The organism is Mesorhizobium sp. WSM4849, from assembly GCF_055811385.1.
Genome location: NZ_JBVVPW010000033.1, coordinates 57,241 through 72,343, shown reverse-complemented (window position 1 = coordinate 72,343; position 15,103 = coordinate 57,241). Strand labels below are relative to the sequence as shown.

The window sequence follows — 15,103 nt, the reverse complement described above, 5'->3', positions numbered from 1 at the left end:
GCAGGGGTCGGCGTTCGAGAATCTGGTGGCTCCGCCATGGCCCGACAGAATCACGCCGCCCGCCAAACCGCCACCCACTCTAACCCGATACACCCGAGTCATAACGCCGCGCCCGCCACCGGTTTTGCCCCGGTTACAAAGTTTTGGTATCTAAGTGCTTGATTTTGCTTGGCTGGGGAACCTGGATTCGAACCAGGACTAACGGAGTCAGAGTCCGTGGGTCTACCGTTAACCTATTCCCCAGCAGGCGCGATTGAAGAAAACCGCGCGGGCAGGGCGACGATGGCGCCGCGCGTGCCTTGTAGCCGCCGCCGGAAAATAGTCAAGCCTGCCCGGCCATTTCAATCGGGACGATTGCTTCAGGTTTTGACTTGCCCTCACTCTTGCCCATTCCGGGGCGAGCCGCTTGTCTCGTGGGCTCTCCCTTCTCCCCTTGTGGGAGAAGGTGGCCAGCGAAGCTCGGTCGGATGAGGGGTGTTCCAGCTTGGCATCGCCGCGTTCCGTCCAACCATCCGGCTCGGCGCTGCGCGTCGATCCACCTTCTCCCACAAGGGGAGAAGGAAGAAGGGGCGGTGCCCGGGCGGTGCCCCTCAATTCTCACCCCGCCCGAGCTGTGAGTGCTCGAAATACAGCACGACGCCGAGCGCTATCACCAGCGGGATGATCAGGTAGAACAGCCGGAACACCAGCAGTGCTGCCAGCACGGCAACCGGGTCCATGTGCGAAAGTCCGGCGAGGAAGACGACCTCGAACACGCCGAGCCCGCCCGGTGCGTGCGAGATCTGCGCGATCGAGAACGACACCAGGAAAACGCCGAGCACGACGAAATAGCCGGGGTTGCCTGATACGGGCAGGGCGAAGAAGATGATCGCCGCCGCTGCCAAAAGCTCGATCGGGCCGATCAGCAATTGCCGCGCGACGATCGGCAGGACCGGATAATGGACATGGAAGCTGCCGATCTTCAGTGGCCTGAGATGCAGCCAGCTGCCGAAGACATAGGCCGCCACCAGCAGCAACATGGCGACGCCCGCGGCTATGGTCAGGCCATGGTGCGGTACGCCGGAGAACCGGTCGATGATTTCAGGCTCGAAGACCAGCACGAGGCCGGAGACGAAGATCGTCGACAGCACGAAGGTGATCCAGCAGATCGCCACCAGGACTCCGACATCCTGCCCAGTGAGCCCCCTTGTGCCGTAGGCGCGGTAGCGGATCACGGCGCCGGAAAACACCGAGCCGCCGATATTGTGCGACAGCGCGTAGGTGGTGAAGGAGCACAGGGTAACGAACAACCAAGAGACCTTCTTACCGATATGCAGGAGCGCTATGTGGTCGTAGCCGGCCAGCGACGCATAGGCGATAACGGAGCTCAGCGCGGCAAGTACCCAGCCGCGGGCAGGGATGGCGACGATGCCGTCCCAGACGTCGTCGAGCGAAATGCCGCGCAGCTCATGCAGCAGCAGCCACAGCGAGAAGACGACCGCCGCAACGCCGACGACCGGCCAGAAATAGCGCCTCCAGTTCATGGCGTGACGATCATGCGCTGCAGCCCCGTTGCCCCTTCCGGTTCGCGTCAGGAACTGCCCGCGATTCCGAATGTCCATTCCCGCTATTTCAGAAATGCCTTATCGAAGCCGGCTATTCAACTGCGAAGGCGTGCTTCGGCGTTGGCGCCTTCCCTTGTGGGGGAAGGTGGATCGGCGCGCAGCGCCGAGCCGGATGAGGGGTGTTGGAAGAAACTCGGCTTAAAAAAAGCGAGTAATTTGAAGTGATTACGTCTTCAACGCCGCGATCCGTCCAGCACCCCTCATCCGACCGAGCGGAGCCTGTCCTTGGGCTTGCCGGAGGCAAGACCCGTGGGCTCGGCCCCCTTCTCCCACAAGGGGGAGAAGGGGTCACCACCTCAGCGCCCCTCCCGCGAACGCATTTCATGTCTTGGTGATCCGGCCCGGCGCTGCTAGTCTGGCGGCAACTTAGAACACGTGAAAGCGCCTGCTGCGTCCGGTCTCCGGTTCGCGCGGCGCCGGAAGGAACGACAGTGGAAGACCACGACACCGGCGCCGGCGCGCCGGAAGTGGGCGTGTCCAGGGCTTCGCCGCCGCCTTCAGGCCAGGCAAGCCCACCCGCCGGCCGGCACAATGGCCGCCCGGTGCAGGCTTGGTCCGGTGATGGACAGACAGGCGACGCGTCCCAGCACCAGAATGGCCAGCAGAAGGCCAAGACCAGGAAGCGGCGCAAGCGCCGGCGCGGCCGCAAGGTTTTTGTGCGCGATGACGCTAACCTCGCAGCGGCCGGACTGTCGGCGCCCGCCGGCAGCGCTCCAGCCAGCCGTCCGCCCGAGGCGATCGTCGCGCCTTTGCCGTCAGTTGCGCCAAGCAGGCCGGAGCAGGATGTCCGCCGCCCGCCGGTGCAGGAACTGCCGGTGTTTGCCGCACTCGACCTCGGCACCAACAATTGCCGGCTGCTGGTGGCGGTGCCGACGCGGCATGGCCAGTTCCGCGTCATCGACGCTTTCTCGCGCATCGTCAGGCTGGGCGAGGGCCTCACCGCCAATGGCAGGCTTGGGCAGCCGGCGATGGACCGAGCGGTCGAGGCGCTGAAGATCTGCGGCGACAAATTGCGCAGCCGCAAGATCAGGAAGGCAAGACTGATCGCCACCGAGGCCTGCCGCACGGCCGCAAACGGCGCCGAATTCCTCGACCGCGTCGAGCGCGAGGCGGGCTTGAAGCTCGAGATCATCGACCGCCAGACCGAGGCGCGGCTGGCGGTTTCGGGCTGCGGCTCGCTGGTCGACCGCGACACGCAGGGCGTTGTCCTGTTCGACATCGGCGGCGGCTCCTCGGAAATCGCGCTGATCGATCTCACCGGCCACCGCTCGCCGAGGCTCGCAAACCACATCGTCTCGTGGACATCGCTGCCGGTCGGCGTGGTCTCGCTGGCCGAGCGCTTCGGCGGCCGAACCGTCACCCGCGAGGTTTTCGCCGCCATGGTCGAGGATGTGGCCGTGCGCCTGCACGCCTTTGACGGGCGCGACCGGCTGAGCCATGTGCTCGCCAGCCCGAAATTCCACCTGCTCGGCACCTCGGGCACGGTGACGACCCTGGCCGGCGTCCACCTTGACCTGGAACGCTACGACCGCCGCCGCGTCGACGGGCTGTGGATGGACCGCGACAGCGTCGACCGCATGGTCGAAAAACTGGTCGGCTGGGATTTCCAGCAGCGCGTCGCCAATCCCTGCATCGGTGCCGATCGCGCCGATCTGGTGCTGGCCGGCTGCGCCATCCTGGAAGCGATCCGCGCAGTGTGGCCGTCGGAAAGGCTGCGCGTCGCCGACCGCGGCCTGCGCGAAGGCATATTGAGCGAACTGATGGCCGACGACGGCGTCTGGCGCAACAACGGGCGTGGCAGAGCATGATCCCGAACCGAAGGACCGCGTCAGCGAAAAGTGGCAACCGGTTTTCGCTGGAGATCATGCTCAAACAAGAAGTCAGGCAATGACCAAGAAACCGCAAAAACCGGGCTCGGCCGGCATTCGTGTGCTGAAGACGCGGATCAAGAAGAAAAGCGGCCTGAAGGAATCGTCTCGCCGCTGGCTGCAGCGCCACATCAACGACCCTTATGTCCAGCGCTCCAGGGCCGATGGCTACCGCTCGCGCGCGGCCTACAAGCTGATTGAGATCGACGACAAGCACCATCTGCTCAAGCCCGGCATGAAGGTCATCGATCTTGGCGCGGCGCCCGGCGGCTGGTGCCAGGTCGCCGCCGCGCGCACGAAATCGACGGCCGAACACCCGCATGTCGTCGGCATCGACTATCTCGAGATGGATGCGGTGCCCGGCGCGCCGGTGCTGTTGATGGATTTTCTCGATCCGCAGGCGCCGGAAAAGCTCGCCGAAACGCTGGGCGGCCCACCGGATATCGTGCTCTCAGACATGGCCGCACCTACCACCGGGCATAAAAGGACCGATCACATCCGCACCATGTATCTGTGCGAGGTGGCAGCCGATTTCGCGCTTTCGGTACTCAAGCCGGGCGGTCATTTCCTCGCCAAGACTTTTCAGGGCGGCGCCGAAAACGAGCTGCTCGCCAGGCTCAAGCAGAATTTCCGCTCGGTCCACCACGTCAAGCCGCCGGCCTCGCGCGATGAGTCGGTGGAGCTTTATCTGCTGGCGAAGGATTTTAAGGGCGGAAGCGGCGCAGGGTAAAAATCGCCCTGTAGTGATCCTGAGCGCCCCCCCTCTGTCCCTGCCGGACATCTCCCCAAGGGGGGAGATCGGACGTCATCGCGGTCTTTGCAAACCTTCGACGGTGCAGGAGTGCGTGGAGCGGCGAAGCTGCCAATCTCCCTCCTTGAGGGGGAGATGGCCGGCAGGCCAGAGGGGGGTGCTGTCCCGCCAGCGCTGGAGGGCGCCACTCCTCAACTCCCAGACGCGTCCGGATTTGAATGTTGCATCGCCGATTGCTTGCCAGTCCCTTGGGGGCAAAGGGGCAAGCCGACACGCAGGGCGGTTACCACGGGTGGGGTCGGATGTCGCCTTAACTTGCCGTCACATTTGTGCGACCCCTGGCAGCCGCGCCAGTCCGGAGCCCTGCGAAGAATGGCGCCTAAATAAAAAAACCGCCTCGGCGGCGGATTGCTGGCGCAAATCAGCACTATGAATAAATTCCTAGCATAGTTGCCGTCACAAAGCAAGACAGATGTGCTAATCACTTCAGCAAAAGCCGTCCCTCGCCCCGTCACTATACGGGGAGAGGATGCCGGCAGGCAGGTGAGGGGCGGCGCGAACCTGAAGCGATTGCCCTGAGCCTGAGCCTCTTCCGCTGCTGTCCAGACACTCAATCCGTGCAGAGCAGCGGCGAATGCCGGCCACCGATCCGTCACTGCGAAAGGCATTAAGCTGAATTCGCAGCCCTCCTGTCCACAAGCAATCGGCTTTTCATCGGCGACGGGACGTGTTACGAGCCAGCGCCAATCCTGAAAGGGAAGAAGACGAGTCGGCGCTGTCCATCCGGTCCAGCGCTTTTCATGCATTCCGAGGGCTGGCCATGGCAAAAATTATCGAGACGTCCACGGGCGCATTGGCGCTGACCTTTGACGACGTGCTGCTGCAGCCGGGTCATTCCGAGGTCATGCCCGGCGAGACCGATATCCGCACCCGCATTGCCGGCGACATCGACCTCAACGTGCCGATCCTGTCCGCCGCCATGGATACGGTCACCGAGGCGCGTCTGGCCATCGCCATGGCCCAGGCCGGCGGCATCGGCGTCATCCACCGCAATTTCTCGCCGGCCGAACAGGCCGAGCAGGTGCGGCAAGTCAAGAAATTCGAATCCGGCATGGTGGTCAACCCCGTCACCATCGGCCCCGACGCGACGCTCGCCGACGCCTTGGGGCTGATGCGCACCTACTCGATCTCGGGCATTCCGGTGGTCGAGAATGGCGGCGCCGGCGGGCATACGGTCGGACGGCTGGTCGGCATCCTGACCAACCGCGACGTGCGCTTCGCTTCCGACCCGGCGCAGAAAGTCTACGAACTGATGACGCGTGAGAACCTGATCACGGTCAAGGAGAACGTCGATCAGGACGAGGCCAAGCGGCTCCTGCATCAGCACCGCATCGAAAAGCTGGTCGTGGTCGATAGCGACGGCAATTGCGTCGGGCTGATCACCGTCAAGGACATCGAGAAGTCGCAGCTCAATCCGCACGCCACAAAGGACGTGCAGGGGCGCTTGCGCGCGGCGGCCGCCACCAGCGTCGGCGATGACGGTTTTGAGCGCGCCGAGCGGCTCATCGATGCCGGCGTCGACCTTCTGGTGATCGACACCGCGCATGGTCACTCGCAACGTGTGCTCGATGCGGTGACGCGGGCCAAGAAACTGTCCAATTCGGTCCGCATCCTGGCCGGCAACGTCGCCACATCAGAAGGCACGCTGGCGCTGATCGATGCCGGCGCCGACGCCGTCAAGGTCGGCATCGGGCCGGGGTCCATCTGCACCACCCGCATCGTCGCCGGCGTCGGCATGCCGCAGCTTTCGGCGATCATGTCGGCGGTCGAGACGGCGCAGAAATCGGGCGTCTCGGTCATTGCCGACGGCGGCATCAAATATTCCGGCGATCTCGCCAAGGCGCTCGCCGCCGGCGCCAGTGCCGCCATGATCGGCTCGCTGCTGGCCGGCACCGACGAGAGCCCGGGCGAAGTCTATCTGCACCAGGGCCGCTCGTTCAAAGCCTATCGCGGCATGGGCTCGGTCGGTGCCATGGCGCGCGGCTCCGCCGATCGTTATTTCCAGGCCGAGGTCCGCGACACGCTGAAACTGGTGCCGGAAGGCATCGAAGGGCAGGTGCCTTACAAAGGACCTGTGTCCGGTGTGCTGCACCAGCTTGCGGGCGGCCTGAAAGCCGCTATGGGTTATGTCGGCGGGCGCGATCTTGCCGATTTCCGCGACCGCGCCACCTTTGTACGCATATCCAACGCCGGACTTCGTGAAAGCCACGCCCATGACGTCACGATCACCCGCGAAAGCCCGAACTACCCCGGCGGAGCCTAACCAGCTCGCACGAAGCCTGACGGCAATGATTCTGCGGCTGTCACGTCATGCTGCCGCGCTCTGTTTTGTCGCGATGGCGGTTTTCGTCGCCATGACGGCGATGGAGTTCCTCTATTTCCGCCAGCTGAGTGGTGGCCTGCCGTCGCTCGATTTGCGCTGGACCGGGTTTACCCCGGATGAGGGCATGGCCTGGCTGACGGCGCTCGGCCGGCGCGGCAGCGAGATCATTCTGGTCTGGCACTACCTGACCTTCGACCTGCTGTTCCCGGCGCTGCTGTCGCTGACGTTGGTCAGCCTGATCCTGGCTACGGGGCGGCGGCTGAAGAACTTCCGGGCTCTGTCCGCGCAGCTTCAATCGCTGTTCGCGCTCGTCCTGGTGCTGCCCTACACGCTTGCCGATTATGCGCAGAACATCGCGGTGGCCCGCCTGCTCTCGGATTTCCTGTCGGCCAATCCGGATTCGCTGTCCTTCGCCTCGGCGCTGATCGTCACCAAATTCGCGCTTCTGGCGATACCGGTGATCGTCATCACAGTTTTCCACCTGGCCGGTCAGCCGCGCCAGCGTTGACTCCCCTTCTCCCATAACAAGGCATAACAAGGGGAGAAGGATGTGGCAGACGCTACAAATCGAACAGCGCGATCTTGCGCTTGTCGAACTTGATCGCAATCTCGCCGCGCACCAGTTTGAGCGCGGCGTCGCCGAACACGGCGCGTCGCCAGCCTTGCAAAGCCGGCACGTCGGCCGCCTCGCCCTCGGCGGCGATGCGATCGATGTCGTCGCTGGAGGCCAGCACCTTCGAAGCGACGCCCTCCTTTTCGGCGACGATACGCAACAGCACTTTCAGCAATTCCGCGGCGGCATTGGAGCCTTCGGGCGGCTGAAAACTCTTCGGCAGCTTCGGCATCTCTTCCCTGGGCAAGGCAAGCGCGGTGTTGATCGCGCCCAGCAGCGCCGTTGCCGTCACTGAGCGTTCCCAGCCTTTCGGCGTGGTGCGCAGCTTGCCGAGTGCTGCCGCATCGCGCGGCGCCTGCTGCGCCACTTCGTAGATGGCGTCGTCCTTGAGCACCCGGCCGCGCGGCACGTCGCGTTCGCGCGCCTCGCGCTCGCGCCATGCGGCCACCGCTTGCACGATCGCCAGCTCCTGCGGCTTGCGCAGCCGCATCTTCAGCCGCTTCCAGGCGTCCTCCGGATGCGGATCGTAGGTTTCACGCGCGGTCAGCACCTCCATCTCCTCGTTCAGCCAGTGAGCGCGGTTTTCCCGCACCAGCTCGGCGCTGAGGTGCTGGTAGACCTCGATCAGATGGGTGACGTCGGCAAGCGCGTAGTCGAGCTGTTTTTCGGAAAGCGGCCGGTGGCGCCAGTCGGTGAAACGTGAGGACTTGTCGAGCCGAGCGCCGGTGATCTTCTGGACGAGCTGGTCATAGGAGACGCTGTCGCCGAAGCCGCAAACCATCGCCGCCACCTGGGTGTCGAACACCGGATGCGGCACCAGATCGCCGAGATGAACGATGATTTCAATGTCCTGGCGCGCCGCATGGAAGACTTTGACGACGGCCTCGTTGGCCATCAGCCTGAAGAACGGCTTCAGGTCGATATCGGGTGACAGCGGATCGATCAGCGCCGTCACCCCGGGCGCCGCCATCTGGATCAGGCAGAGGATCGGCCAAAAGGTCGTCTCGCGAATGAATTCGGTGTCGACGGTGACGAAATCCAACTTTTCGAACGCGGCGAGAGCGGTCTCAAGTTCTTCTTGGGTGGTGATGACGTGCATCAAATCGCTTTTGGCAAAGGGTAAGGTCTCCTTCAATTTCAGCCGCGCGGGCTTTCGTCAAGCCGCAGCCTCGGTTCAACACATATCGGGCCGTCATCATTGCTTCGCAGGCCCGTCGGAATCGTCGTTGCGCTTGGCCAGCTTGGCGAACACCGTCGATGTGCGCAAAAGGCCGATGAAACGGCTGCGATGGCCGGCCGGCACCCCGGATCGCACCTGCATCCGGTACAGGATGACGAGGACGAAGATGGCGTAGACGGTGGCGGTGAACACGAACAGCGCGCTTGGCCCGAAATACTGCATCGCCGTCGAGGCGGCGAACGGCCCGCCAATGGCGCCGAAGGAATAGAACAGCATCAGCGCCGCGTTGATCAGCACAAACTCGCCCTTGTCGGCGCGGTCGTTGGAATGCGCCGCCGATAGCGAGTAGAGCGGCATGGCGAAGCAGCCGAAGATGAAGACGATCACGAAGTTGAGGGACGGGTCGCTGCGCGCCCAAAACACCAGCGCCAGCGATGCAAGCAGCGCGCAGCACGTCGTTATCAGCAGCACAGAACGCCGGTCCCAGCGGTCGGACAGGTAGCCGAGCGGATACTGGATGATGGCGCCGCCGAAGATGCCGACGCTGACGAAGGTGACGACGTCGGTGACCGACATGCCGATCTGTTCGGCGTAAACCGGCGACAATGTGCGGAAGGCGCTGTTGGTGACACCGACGGCAATGCAGCCGAAGCAGCCGAGCGGCGAAATCCGCCAGACGCGGGCCAGGTCGAGCTTGACGTCTTCCGGCGGGGTCGGGTTGGAGCGGTCGCCGAGCGACACCGGCACCAGCGAGAGCGTGATCATGATCGACATGACGGCGAAGATGGCGAAACCGCCGGCGCCGACGATCGGGATCAGGAACTGTGCGCCTGTGACCGAACCGATGTCGACCATCCGGTAGATGGCCAGCACCCGCGCGCGGTCCTTGTTGGCGGCCCCGGAATTGAGCCAGGCTTCCATGATGGTGAACAGGCCGGCGAAACAGAACCCGCCGGCGAGCCGCAACGCGCACCACATGATCGGGTCGACGACCAGCACCAAAAGCAATGTTCCCGCCGAAGCGATCGCCGCCAGCGCGGAAAAAGCGCGGACATGGCCGACGGCCTTCATGATGCGGGGGACGGCGAGGCAGCCGAGCAGGAAGCCGGCGAAATAGAACGTGCCCATCAGGCCGATGGTCGAGGCCGAAAACCCCTCCTGCGCGCCGCGCAGCGCGATCAGGGTGCTTTGCAGGCCGTTGCCGCCGAGCAGGATGCCGGCGGCGATAAGGAGCGGGATCAGCGGGCGCATGGAGGACATGAAGGAAGGCCTGTCGTTGACCCTTCTTGAACCATCGCCCGCGCCAATGCCAGCGGCAATTCCCGGCGGTTAGCAGGCCAGCACCGACAATCAGTTTCTCATTTTGATTTTTAGCTGAGGGGCGATCTTTCGCGCTCCCGATGGCGCGCTTGGATGGTGGGCGTCCTACCGCAAAATTCTGTTTGTCATCAGCCATTTCACGGAGCGGGGCCACGCGTAATTCGCACCCATGCGAAGATCGGTAAAGCCTTGGGAAACAGATTTCCCGGTTTCAGTGTCGAGGATGCGAATGAACATGGTATGCTCTGTTCGGTTGACACGCGTCACGACGCCCAGCAAGGCAAGAGAGGCGCCGTGTTCTTTGGCGATTTTGCCTTCACAGCCGCCGCAGTTGCGCAATCCGTGCGGCGCAACCGCCTGCTCATCCCCCGCCGGCACATCAACCACTGTAAAACGTCCGGACTGGGAGAGCATGTCCTTCGCCATTTGTGCCGACTCGGACAGATAGCGCCTATCGTGTTCATCCGGCGGAATTATGCCTGCGCCAGCGCTCTTGTCTTCCAATTCGAATGGAAACACCTCGATTGACATCGGCGTTGTCTGAGCGTGTGCAAATGTGCAGGTGCCAACAAGCAGCGTCATCAGGACAGTCAATGTGCGAATGCGCATGGTAGTCCTCCCGTCAGTATGACGATGACGGCCATTGTACACGGCTTGACCACCCTGACCACGATCAAGGCAGAAGGTAGCAGTCGGCTTCCGTCAGTCGAAGCGCCTTCCCTCGGTCAGGCCTTGAGCTCCGACACCCCGACTCGCGCGTCTCGTGAGGAGGATCGACCGAAGGCAAAAGCGGTCAGAGGCCCGACGAGCAACCACTGCACGACCGTGAATGCTGTCTCGATCGTGAGGTAGTCGGGAACCGATGCCATCACGTTTTTTGCAGCGACGGCGAGCGTGGTGAAGCTCCACGACAGAACGGCGCCGAAGGCTGAGTAGACCAGTCCGCGCGACAGAATTGTACCGCTCCGCCGCGCAAACGCCTGTTCGTAGACCCAGGCGAAAAGGACTGCCTGGATCAGCATCGACAGGAAACCAAACGCGATGATGATGTTGCTCCGATAGATCGCAAGCTCCGCGTAATAGCGCTCGAAAAGGATCAGATGCCAGACAAATCCGAGCGCGAATGTCGGCACGACGTAGGCAAGAACACCAAGGAAGAAGCGTGTCATTTCCGTTTTCCTTTCGTCAAAGCCGGCTTCTGGCCGGGCAGCTTTGGCGGCAGGGTCTGCACGAAGGCGATCGCCGGTTGGAGCCACCTGCCGACTGCTTCACCGGTCAGCGCCGGGGGATCGACGTAGATGTAGCCTTCCATTACCCGCCCCCTCATCTTCATCGGACGCGCTCCGGGCTCGGCAAGCGCTTCGTGCTGGCGGTCCTTGCCGACGCGAACCAGCAAACCGCGCCGGGACGCAGCCGCGACCATGTTGCCGTTCAGCATGAAACCTAGCCCGCCGAACATCTTGACTTCGCGGATATCACCGACGCCCGCGAGAGCGGCACGGACGCTTGCGGCAAGCTCGTCAGCGGTCATGCTGCAAATCCTGTGCTTCGAGCAACGCGGTCAACTGATCCAGAGCACCACGCCAGCCGACGGCGTGACGCACGATCGCGTCGCTGCGCGTAAGCTTTTCATGGCGGATGACGAGTTCGCTGCCGGCGCCGTCCGGCGTGATGATCACCGTGACCTCCGACTCGATGCCTGCATGCTCGTCCGGCGGCTCGATTATCCACGAAAAGACGATCTTCGCAGGCTGCTCGATCGATAGAAAAGCGCCACCGACGATGACGATTTCTCCTTGCTGCCGCTGGTAGGCGAAGCGATAGGCGCCATTGACGTGGAACTCGAACTGCAGGACGGTGAGTGTGATCTCCGGTGCCGGCTTCAGCCATCTTCCGACCAGCTCGGCCTCGGCAAAGGCGGCAAACACTTCCTCGGGCGCGGCGCTGAAACGTCTGCGCACTTCGGCGACGGTCTTATCGATGGTCATCGTTTGCGCCCTCCGACAAAAGGCGATCGAGCTGCTCGACCGCACCCGTCCAGAATGCCTGATGGCGCGCGATCCATGCCTGCGCATCCTGCAGAGGCTCTCGGCGCAACCGGAACTGATGAACACGCCCCTCAATGGCGCGTTCAATAAGCCCGGCCTGCTCCAGCACCTTCAGATGCTTGGAGATCGTCGGCTGGGTAGAGCGAAATTGGCGGCCGAGTTCGCCGGCGCTTCTGGCCTCACCTCGAGCGAGCGCATGAATCATTGAGCGACGCGTCCCGTCCGCCAAAGCGTGAAACGTTCGATCGAGACTGGCCACCTTTTGCATAGCCATATGGCTATACGTCATTCGAGCGGCAAATGCAAGGACGTGCAAGGCCGAAAATCCCTCTGCGCGCTGCGTCATACCCTGAAGGGGGCCCGGCTGGTTCCAGCAGGAAGCAGCCTGGCTGTATATTCCACCGTGCTTGCTATACTCCACCGGGCAGTCACGCAGGGGGCTTCACATGTCAGGCTATTTCGGCACAGAGGTTCAGCAGCGCCTGCAAGCTCAAGCTGAGGCGAGTGTCGACTTCATCAATGCAACCCCCGGCGCGTGCCAGACCGGGCGCACTATGGGGTGCGACGATCCCGACCGGTTCGGGTGGGAAATGATCGACAAGATACTCAATCGCGACGGCATCTGCGGCTTTCGTATGATACCTGCAAGCAAGGCGGATGAGCTCAAGTCGCGATTGGCCAAGGGGGGCTTCCGTTTCGATTCCTGGGACGTATTCTCCGCCGACCAGGCAAGTGCCCTGGCGGCATCGGAGGCGATTATCGGCCGGGGATTGCCCGATGGACTTCTCGATCAAGACATGGCGGCCGAGCCGGATGGTGAGTATACGATCCGCATCCAGGCCTTCATGGCGGCGTTGGGCGTGGTGCCGTTTTCGGGGTCGCTGCTTGCCGGAACCCTGGGGCCGGCGACGACGGTAGTGGTTGGTGACGAGAGGGGACCGTCGTGGCAACCGCGCATGGCTACCTGGCTCACAATTCCCATAGCATGGGTCGGGCTGGTTGCGGTCGCGCAATCGCAGAGGGGTCGAGGGCTTGGCAACTACGTCAACGCTCGCATGATCGTCAGTGTGGTTCGCGATTTGCATGCGACGCACATTTATGAGCTCGTATCGGCCTCGAACCTACCGTCCCGACGAATGGTGGAATCATGTGGACTTCGTCGCGATCCCGCTGTTGTGTGCGGGGTTGCCACGCTTGGCGATGGTGCGCGCTTCACCCGCTAACCACCATTGGCGGTTGATGTTGGACCAGGGCTCATTCCGAGCGATGACCGCTTAGGCTCGAAGCCGAACTTCGAACCGAGATGCTGCCCGTGCGCCGCCTGCCTTGACAAAGGCGGCCTCTCATGTGCTTTTCGCGCAAATTTTCGGGCCGGGCTATCATGCCTTGGCCGCAATCAAACATCCGGACCTACCAATGACAATGCATCGTTACCGCAGCCATACCTGTGCCCAGTTGAGGAAGAGCGACGTCGGTTCTTCCGTTCGCCTGTCGGGCTGGGTGCATCGCGTGCGCGACCATGGCGGCTTGCTGTTCATCGATTTGCGCGACCACTATGGCCTGACCCAGATCGTCGCCGATCCGGATTCGCCGGCCTTCAAGATTGCCGAGACGGTGCGCGGCGAGTGGGTCATCCGCGTCGACGGCGAGGTCAAGGCGCGCCTGGCCGAGACGGCGAACGCCAACCTGCCGACCGGCGAGATCGAGGTTTTTGCACGCGAGATCGAAGTGCTGTCGGCGGCCAAGGAATTGCCGCTGCCGGTGTTCGGCGAGCCGGACTATCCCGAGGATATCCGCCTCAAATACCGCTTCCTCGACCTGCGCCGCGACACGCTGCACAAGAACATCGTGGCGCGCACGAAGGTCATCGCCGAGATGCGCAAGCGCATGGGCGAGGTCGGCTTCACCGAATTCTCGACACCGATCCTGACCGCTTCGTCGCCAGAAGGGGCGCGCGACTTCCTGGTGCCGTCGCGCATCCATCCCGGCACCTTCTACGCGCTGCCGCAGGCACCGCAGATATACAAGCAATTGATCATGGTGTCGGGCTTCGACCGTTACTTCCAGATCGCGCCGTGTTTCCGCGACGAGGACCCGCGCGCCGACCGGTTGCCGGGCGAATTCTACCAGCTTGACGTGGAAATGAGCTTCGTCGAGCAGGACGACGTTCTGGCGACAATGGAGCCGGTCATGCGCGCGGTCTTCGAGGCCTTTGCCGCCGGCAAGCCGGTGACGCAGGAGTTCCCGCGCATCGCCTATGACGTCGCTATGCGCAAATACGGCACTGACAAGCCGGACCTGCGCAACCCGATCGAGATGCAGGCGGTCTCCGATCATTTCCGCGATTCCGGCTTCAAGGTTTTCGCCAACATCCTTGCCAACGACCCCAAGGCCGAAGTCTGGGCCATTCCGGCCAAGACCGGTGGTTCACGCGCCTTCTGCGACCGCATGAATTCGTGGGCGCAAGGCGAGGGCCAGCCGGGCCTCGGCTACATCTTCTGGCGCAAGGAAGGCGAGAAGCTCGAAGGCGCCGGTCCGCTCGCCAAGAACATTGGCGAGGACCGCACCGAGGCAATCCGCCTCCAACTCGGCCTTGCCGATGGCGACGCCGCCTTCTTCGTCGCCGGCGACCCGAAAAAGTTCGTCTCGTTCGCGGGAGCGGCGCGCACCCGCGCCGGCGAGGAGCTGAACCTCGTCGACCGCGACCGCTTCGAATTGTGCTGGATCGTCGACTTCCCCTTCTACGAATGGAACGAGGACGAGAAGCTCGTCGATTTCGGCCACAACCCGTTCTCTATGCCGCAGGGTGGCATCGAGGCGCTAAACGGCGAGGATCTGCTCGGCATCAAAGCGTTCCAATATGACATGGTCTGCAATGGTTTCGAGATCGCGTCGGGCGGCATCCGCAACCATTTGCCCGAAACCATGGTCAAGGCATTCGAGATCGTCGGCCTGGATCGCGAGACGGTCGAGGAGCGCTTCGGTGGCCTCTACCGCGCCTTCCAGTATGGCGCACCGCCGCATGGCGGCATGGCGGCCGGCATCGACCGCGTCGTCATGCTGCTGGTCGGCGCCAGGAACCTGCGCGAAGTGACCATGTTCCCGATGAACCAGCAGGCCTATGATCTGTTGATGAGCGCGCCATCAGAAGCCAGCCCGCAGCAGCTTCGCGAATTGTCACTGCGCGTCGCGGTGACCAAGAAAGAGGGTTAAAAACCTCCCGCAACCGACGCTAAACGCTGTCGGTTTGCGCTGCCGGGCATTTCTCCCCGTATAGTGACGGGGAGAAAGACCCTGTCACAAATCATTTCGCCAACTGCCAGCGGTGGGCGCAAA

General features: G+C 63.1%; 14 protein-coding genes and 1 tRNA gene. 6 read left to right on the top strand and 9 right to left on the bottom strand.

Features of this window, described 5'->3' with window-relative positions; all coding sequences use genetic code 11:
• Nucleotides 1-169: 169 nt before the first annotated feature.
• Both AC0L3L_RS29130 and AC0L3L_RS29125 read right to left on the bottom strand, forming a co-directional pair.
• Nucleotides 170-243, bottom strand: a tRNA-Gln gene (locus tag AC0L3L_RS29130).
• A gap of 347 nt (nucleotides 244-590) precedes the next feature.
• The gene (locus AC0L3L_RS29125; RefSeq protein WP_473640467.1) at nucleotides 591-1,523 is read right to left on the bottom strand and encodes a lysylphosphatidylglycerol synthase domain-containing protein; all 933 of its coding nucleotides are present in this window, start codon (nucleotides 1,521-1,523) and stop codon (nucleotides 591-593) included.
• Between the two features lie 512 nt (nucleotides 1,524-2,035).
• Here AC0L3L_RS29125 and AC0L3L_RS29120 point away from each other — a divergent pair.
• The 4 genes from AC0L3L_RS29120 (at nucleotide 2,036) to AC0L3L_RS29105 (ending at nucleotide 7,114) form a co-directional block, all read left to right on the top strand.
• Nucleotides 2,036-3,412 carry a Ppx/GppA phosphatase family protein gene (locus tag AC0L3L_RS29120; protein ID WP_473640465.1) on the top strand — a complete coding sequence of 459 codons (1,377 nt, stop codon included), beginning with the start codon at nucleotides 2,036-2,038 and terminating at the stop codon, nucleotides 3,410-3,412.
• A gap of 79 nt (nucleotides 3,413-3,491) precedes the next feature.
• Nucleotides 3,492-4,202 carry an RlmE family RNA methyltransferase gene (locus AC0L3L_RS29115; RefSeq protein WP_473640463.1) on the top strand — a complete coding sequence of 237 codons (711 nt, stop codon included), beginning with the start codon at nucleotides 3,492-3,494 and terminating at the stop codon, nucleotides 4,200-4,202.
• Between the two features lie 841 nt (nucleotides 4,203-5,043).
• A complete protein-coding gene (guaB, locus tag AC0L3L_RS29110) occupies nucleotides 5,044-6,546 on the top strand; it encodes an IMP dehydrogenase (protein WP_123147581.1) in 1,503 nt (500 codons plus the stop codon).
• 25 nt (nucleotides 6,547-6,571) lie between these two features.
• On the top strand, nucleotides 6,572-7,114 hold the full coding sequence (locus AC0L3L_RS29105; RefSeq protein ID WP_473640461.1) for a hypothetical protein: 543 nt from the start codon (nucleotides 6,572-6,574) through the stop codon (nucleotides 7,112-7,114).
• A gap of 52 nt (nucleotides 7,115-7,166) precedes the next feature.
• Here AC0L3L_RS29105 and rnd read toward each other — a convergent pair whose 3' ends face one another.
• The 7 genes from rnd to AC0L3L_RS29070 form a co-directional block, all read right to left on the bottom strand.
• On the bottom strand, nucleotides 7,167-8,318 hold the full coding sequence (gene rnd, locus AC0L3L_RS29100) for a ribonuclease D (RefSeq protein ID WP_473640459.1): 1,152 nt from the start codon (nucleotides 8,316-8,318) through the stop codon (nucleotides 7,167-7,169).
• A 96-nt stretch (nucleotides 8,319-8,414) separates the two neighbouring features.
• Entirely contained in the window at nucleotides 8,415-9,659 is a 1,245-nt protein-coding gene (locus tag AC0L3L_RS29095; RefSeq protein ID WP_473640458.1) for an MFS transporter, read from the bottom strand.
• Nucleotides 9,660-9,824: 165 nt separating this feature from the next.
• A complete protein-coding gene (locus tag AC0L3L_RS29090) occupies nucleotides 9,825-10,328 on the bottom strand; it encodes a DUF3280 domain-containing protein (protein ID WP_473640456.1) in 504 nt (167 codons plus the stop codon).
• Nucleotides 10,329-10,444: 116 nt separating this feature from the next.
• Nucleotides 10,445-10,888, bottom strand: a complete 444-nt coding sequence (locus AC0L3L_RS29085; protein ID WP_473528416.1) for a hypothetical protein — start codon at nucleotides 10,886-10,888, stop codon at nucleotides 10,445-10,447.
• Entirely contained in the window at nucleotides 10,885-11,250 is a 366-nt protein-coding gene (locus tag AC0L3L_RS29080) for a TfoX/Sxy family protein (protein ID WP_473640454.1), read from the bottom strand. Before AC0L3L_RS29080 ends, AC0L3L_RS29085 begins: the two co-directional genes overlap by 4 nt.
• Entirely contained in the window at nucleotides 11,240-11,707 is a 468-nt protein-coding gene (locus tag AC0L3L_RS29075) for an SRPBCC family protein (protein WP_473487738.1), read from the bottom strand. The genes AC0L3L_RS29080 and AC0L3L_RS29075 overlap by 11 nt, the downstream gene beginning before the upstream one ends.
• On the bottom strand, nucleotides 11,694-12,035 hold the full coding sequence (locus tag AC0L3L_RS29070; RefSeq protein ID WP_473487788.1) for an ArsR/SmtB family transcription factor: 342 nt from the start codon (nucleotides 12,033-12,035) through the stop codon (nucleotides 11,694-11,696). Before AC0L3L_RS29070 ends, AC0L3L_RS29075 begins: the two co-directional genes overlap by 14 nt.
• A 178-nt stretch (nucleotides 12,036-12,213) precedes the next feature.
• On the opposite strand from AC0L3L_RS29070, the gene AC0L3L_RS29065 reads away from it, so the two are divergent.
• Together AC0L3L_RS29065 and aspS are read left to right on the top strand one after the other, a co-directional pair.
• Nucleotides 12,214-12,990: a GNAT family N-acetyltransferase gene (locus tag AC0L3L_RS29065; RefSeq protein ID WP_473640453.1), complete on the top strand. Its 777-nt coding sequence runs from the start codon at nucleotides 12,214-12,216 to the stop codon at nucleotides 12,988-12,990.
• A 199-nt stretch (nucleotides 12,991-13,189) separates the two neighbouring features.
• Complete coding sequence (gene aspS / locus AC0L3L_RS29060; protein ID WP_473487787.1) at nucleotides 13,190-14,980, top strand: aspartate--tRNA ligase; 1,791 nt, start codon at nucleotides 13,190-13,192, stop codon at nucleotides 14,978-14,980.
• Nucleotides 14,981-15,103: the final 123 nt, after the last annotated feature.

Coding starts and splice junctions, on each gene's coding strand:
- AC0L3L_RS29070 (WP_473487788.1), bottom strand. CDS start 12,035: ATGCAAAAGGTGGCCAGTCTCGATCGAACGTTTCACGCTTTGGCGGAC.
- AC0L3L_RS29090 (WP_473640456.1), bottom strand. CDS start 10,328: ATGCGCATTCGCACATTGACTGTCCTGATGACGCTGCTTGTTGGCACC.
- AC0L3L_RS29075 (WP_473487738.1), bottom strand. CDS start 11,707: ATGACCATCGATAAGACCGTCGCCGAAGTGCGCAGACGTTTCAGCGCC.
- AC0L3L_RS29095 (WP_473640458.1), bottom strand. CDS start 9,659: ATGTCCTCCATGCGCCCGCTGATCCCGCTCCTTATCGCCGCCGGCATC.
- AC0L3L_RS29065 (WP_473640453.1), top strand. CDS start 12,214: ATGTCAGGCTATTTCGGCACAGAGGTTCAGCAGCGCCTGCAAGCTCAA.
- AC0L3L_RS29125 (WP_473640467.1), bottom strand. CDS start 1,523: ATGAACTGGAGGCGCTATTTCTGGCCGGTCGTCGGCGTTGCGGCGGTC.
- AC0L3L_RS29085 (WP_473528416.1), bottom strand. CDS start 10,888: ATGACACGCTTCTTCCTTGGTGTTCTTGCCTACGTCGTGCCGACATTC.
- rnd (WP_473640459.1), bottom strand. CDS start 8,318: ATGCACGTCATCACCACCCAAGAAGAACTTGAGACCGCTCTCGCCGCG.
- aspS (WP_473487787.1), top strand. CDS start 13,190: ATGCATCGTTACCGCAGCCATACCTGTGCCCAGTTGAGGAAGAGCGAC.
- AC0L3L_RS29105 (WP_473640461.1), top strand. CDS start 6,572: ATGATTCTGCGGCTGTCACGTCATGCTGCCGCGCTCTGTTTTGTCGCG.
- AC0L3L_RS29080 (WP_473640454.1), bottom strand. CDS start 11,250: ATGACCGCTGACGAGCTTGCCGCAAGCGTCCGTGCCGCTCTCGCGGGC.
- AC0L3L_RS29115 (WP_473640463.1), top strand. CDS start 3,492: ATGACCAAGAAACCGCAAAAACCGGGCTCGGCCGGCATTCGTGTGCTG.
- guaB (WP_123147581.1), top strand. CDS start 5,044: ATGGCAAAAATTATCGAGACGTCCACGGGCGCATTGGCGCTGACCTTT.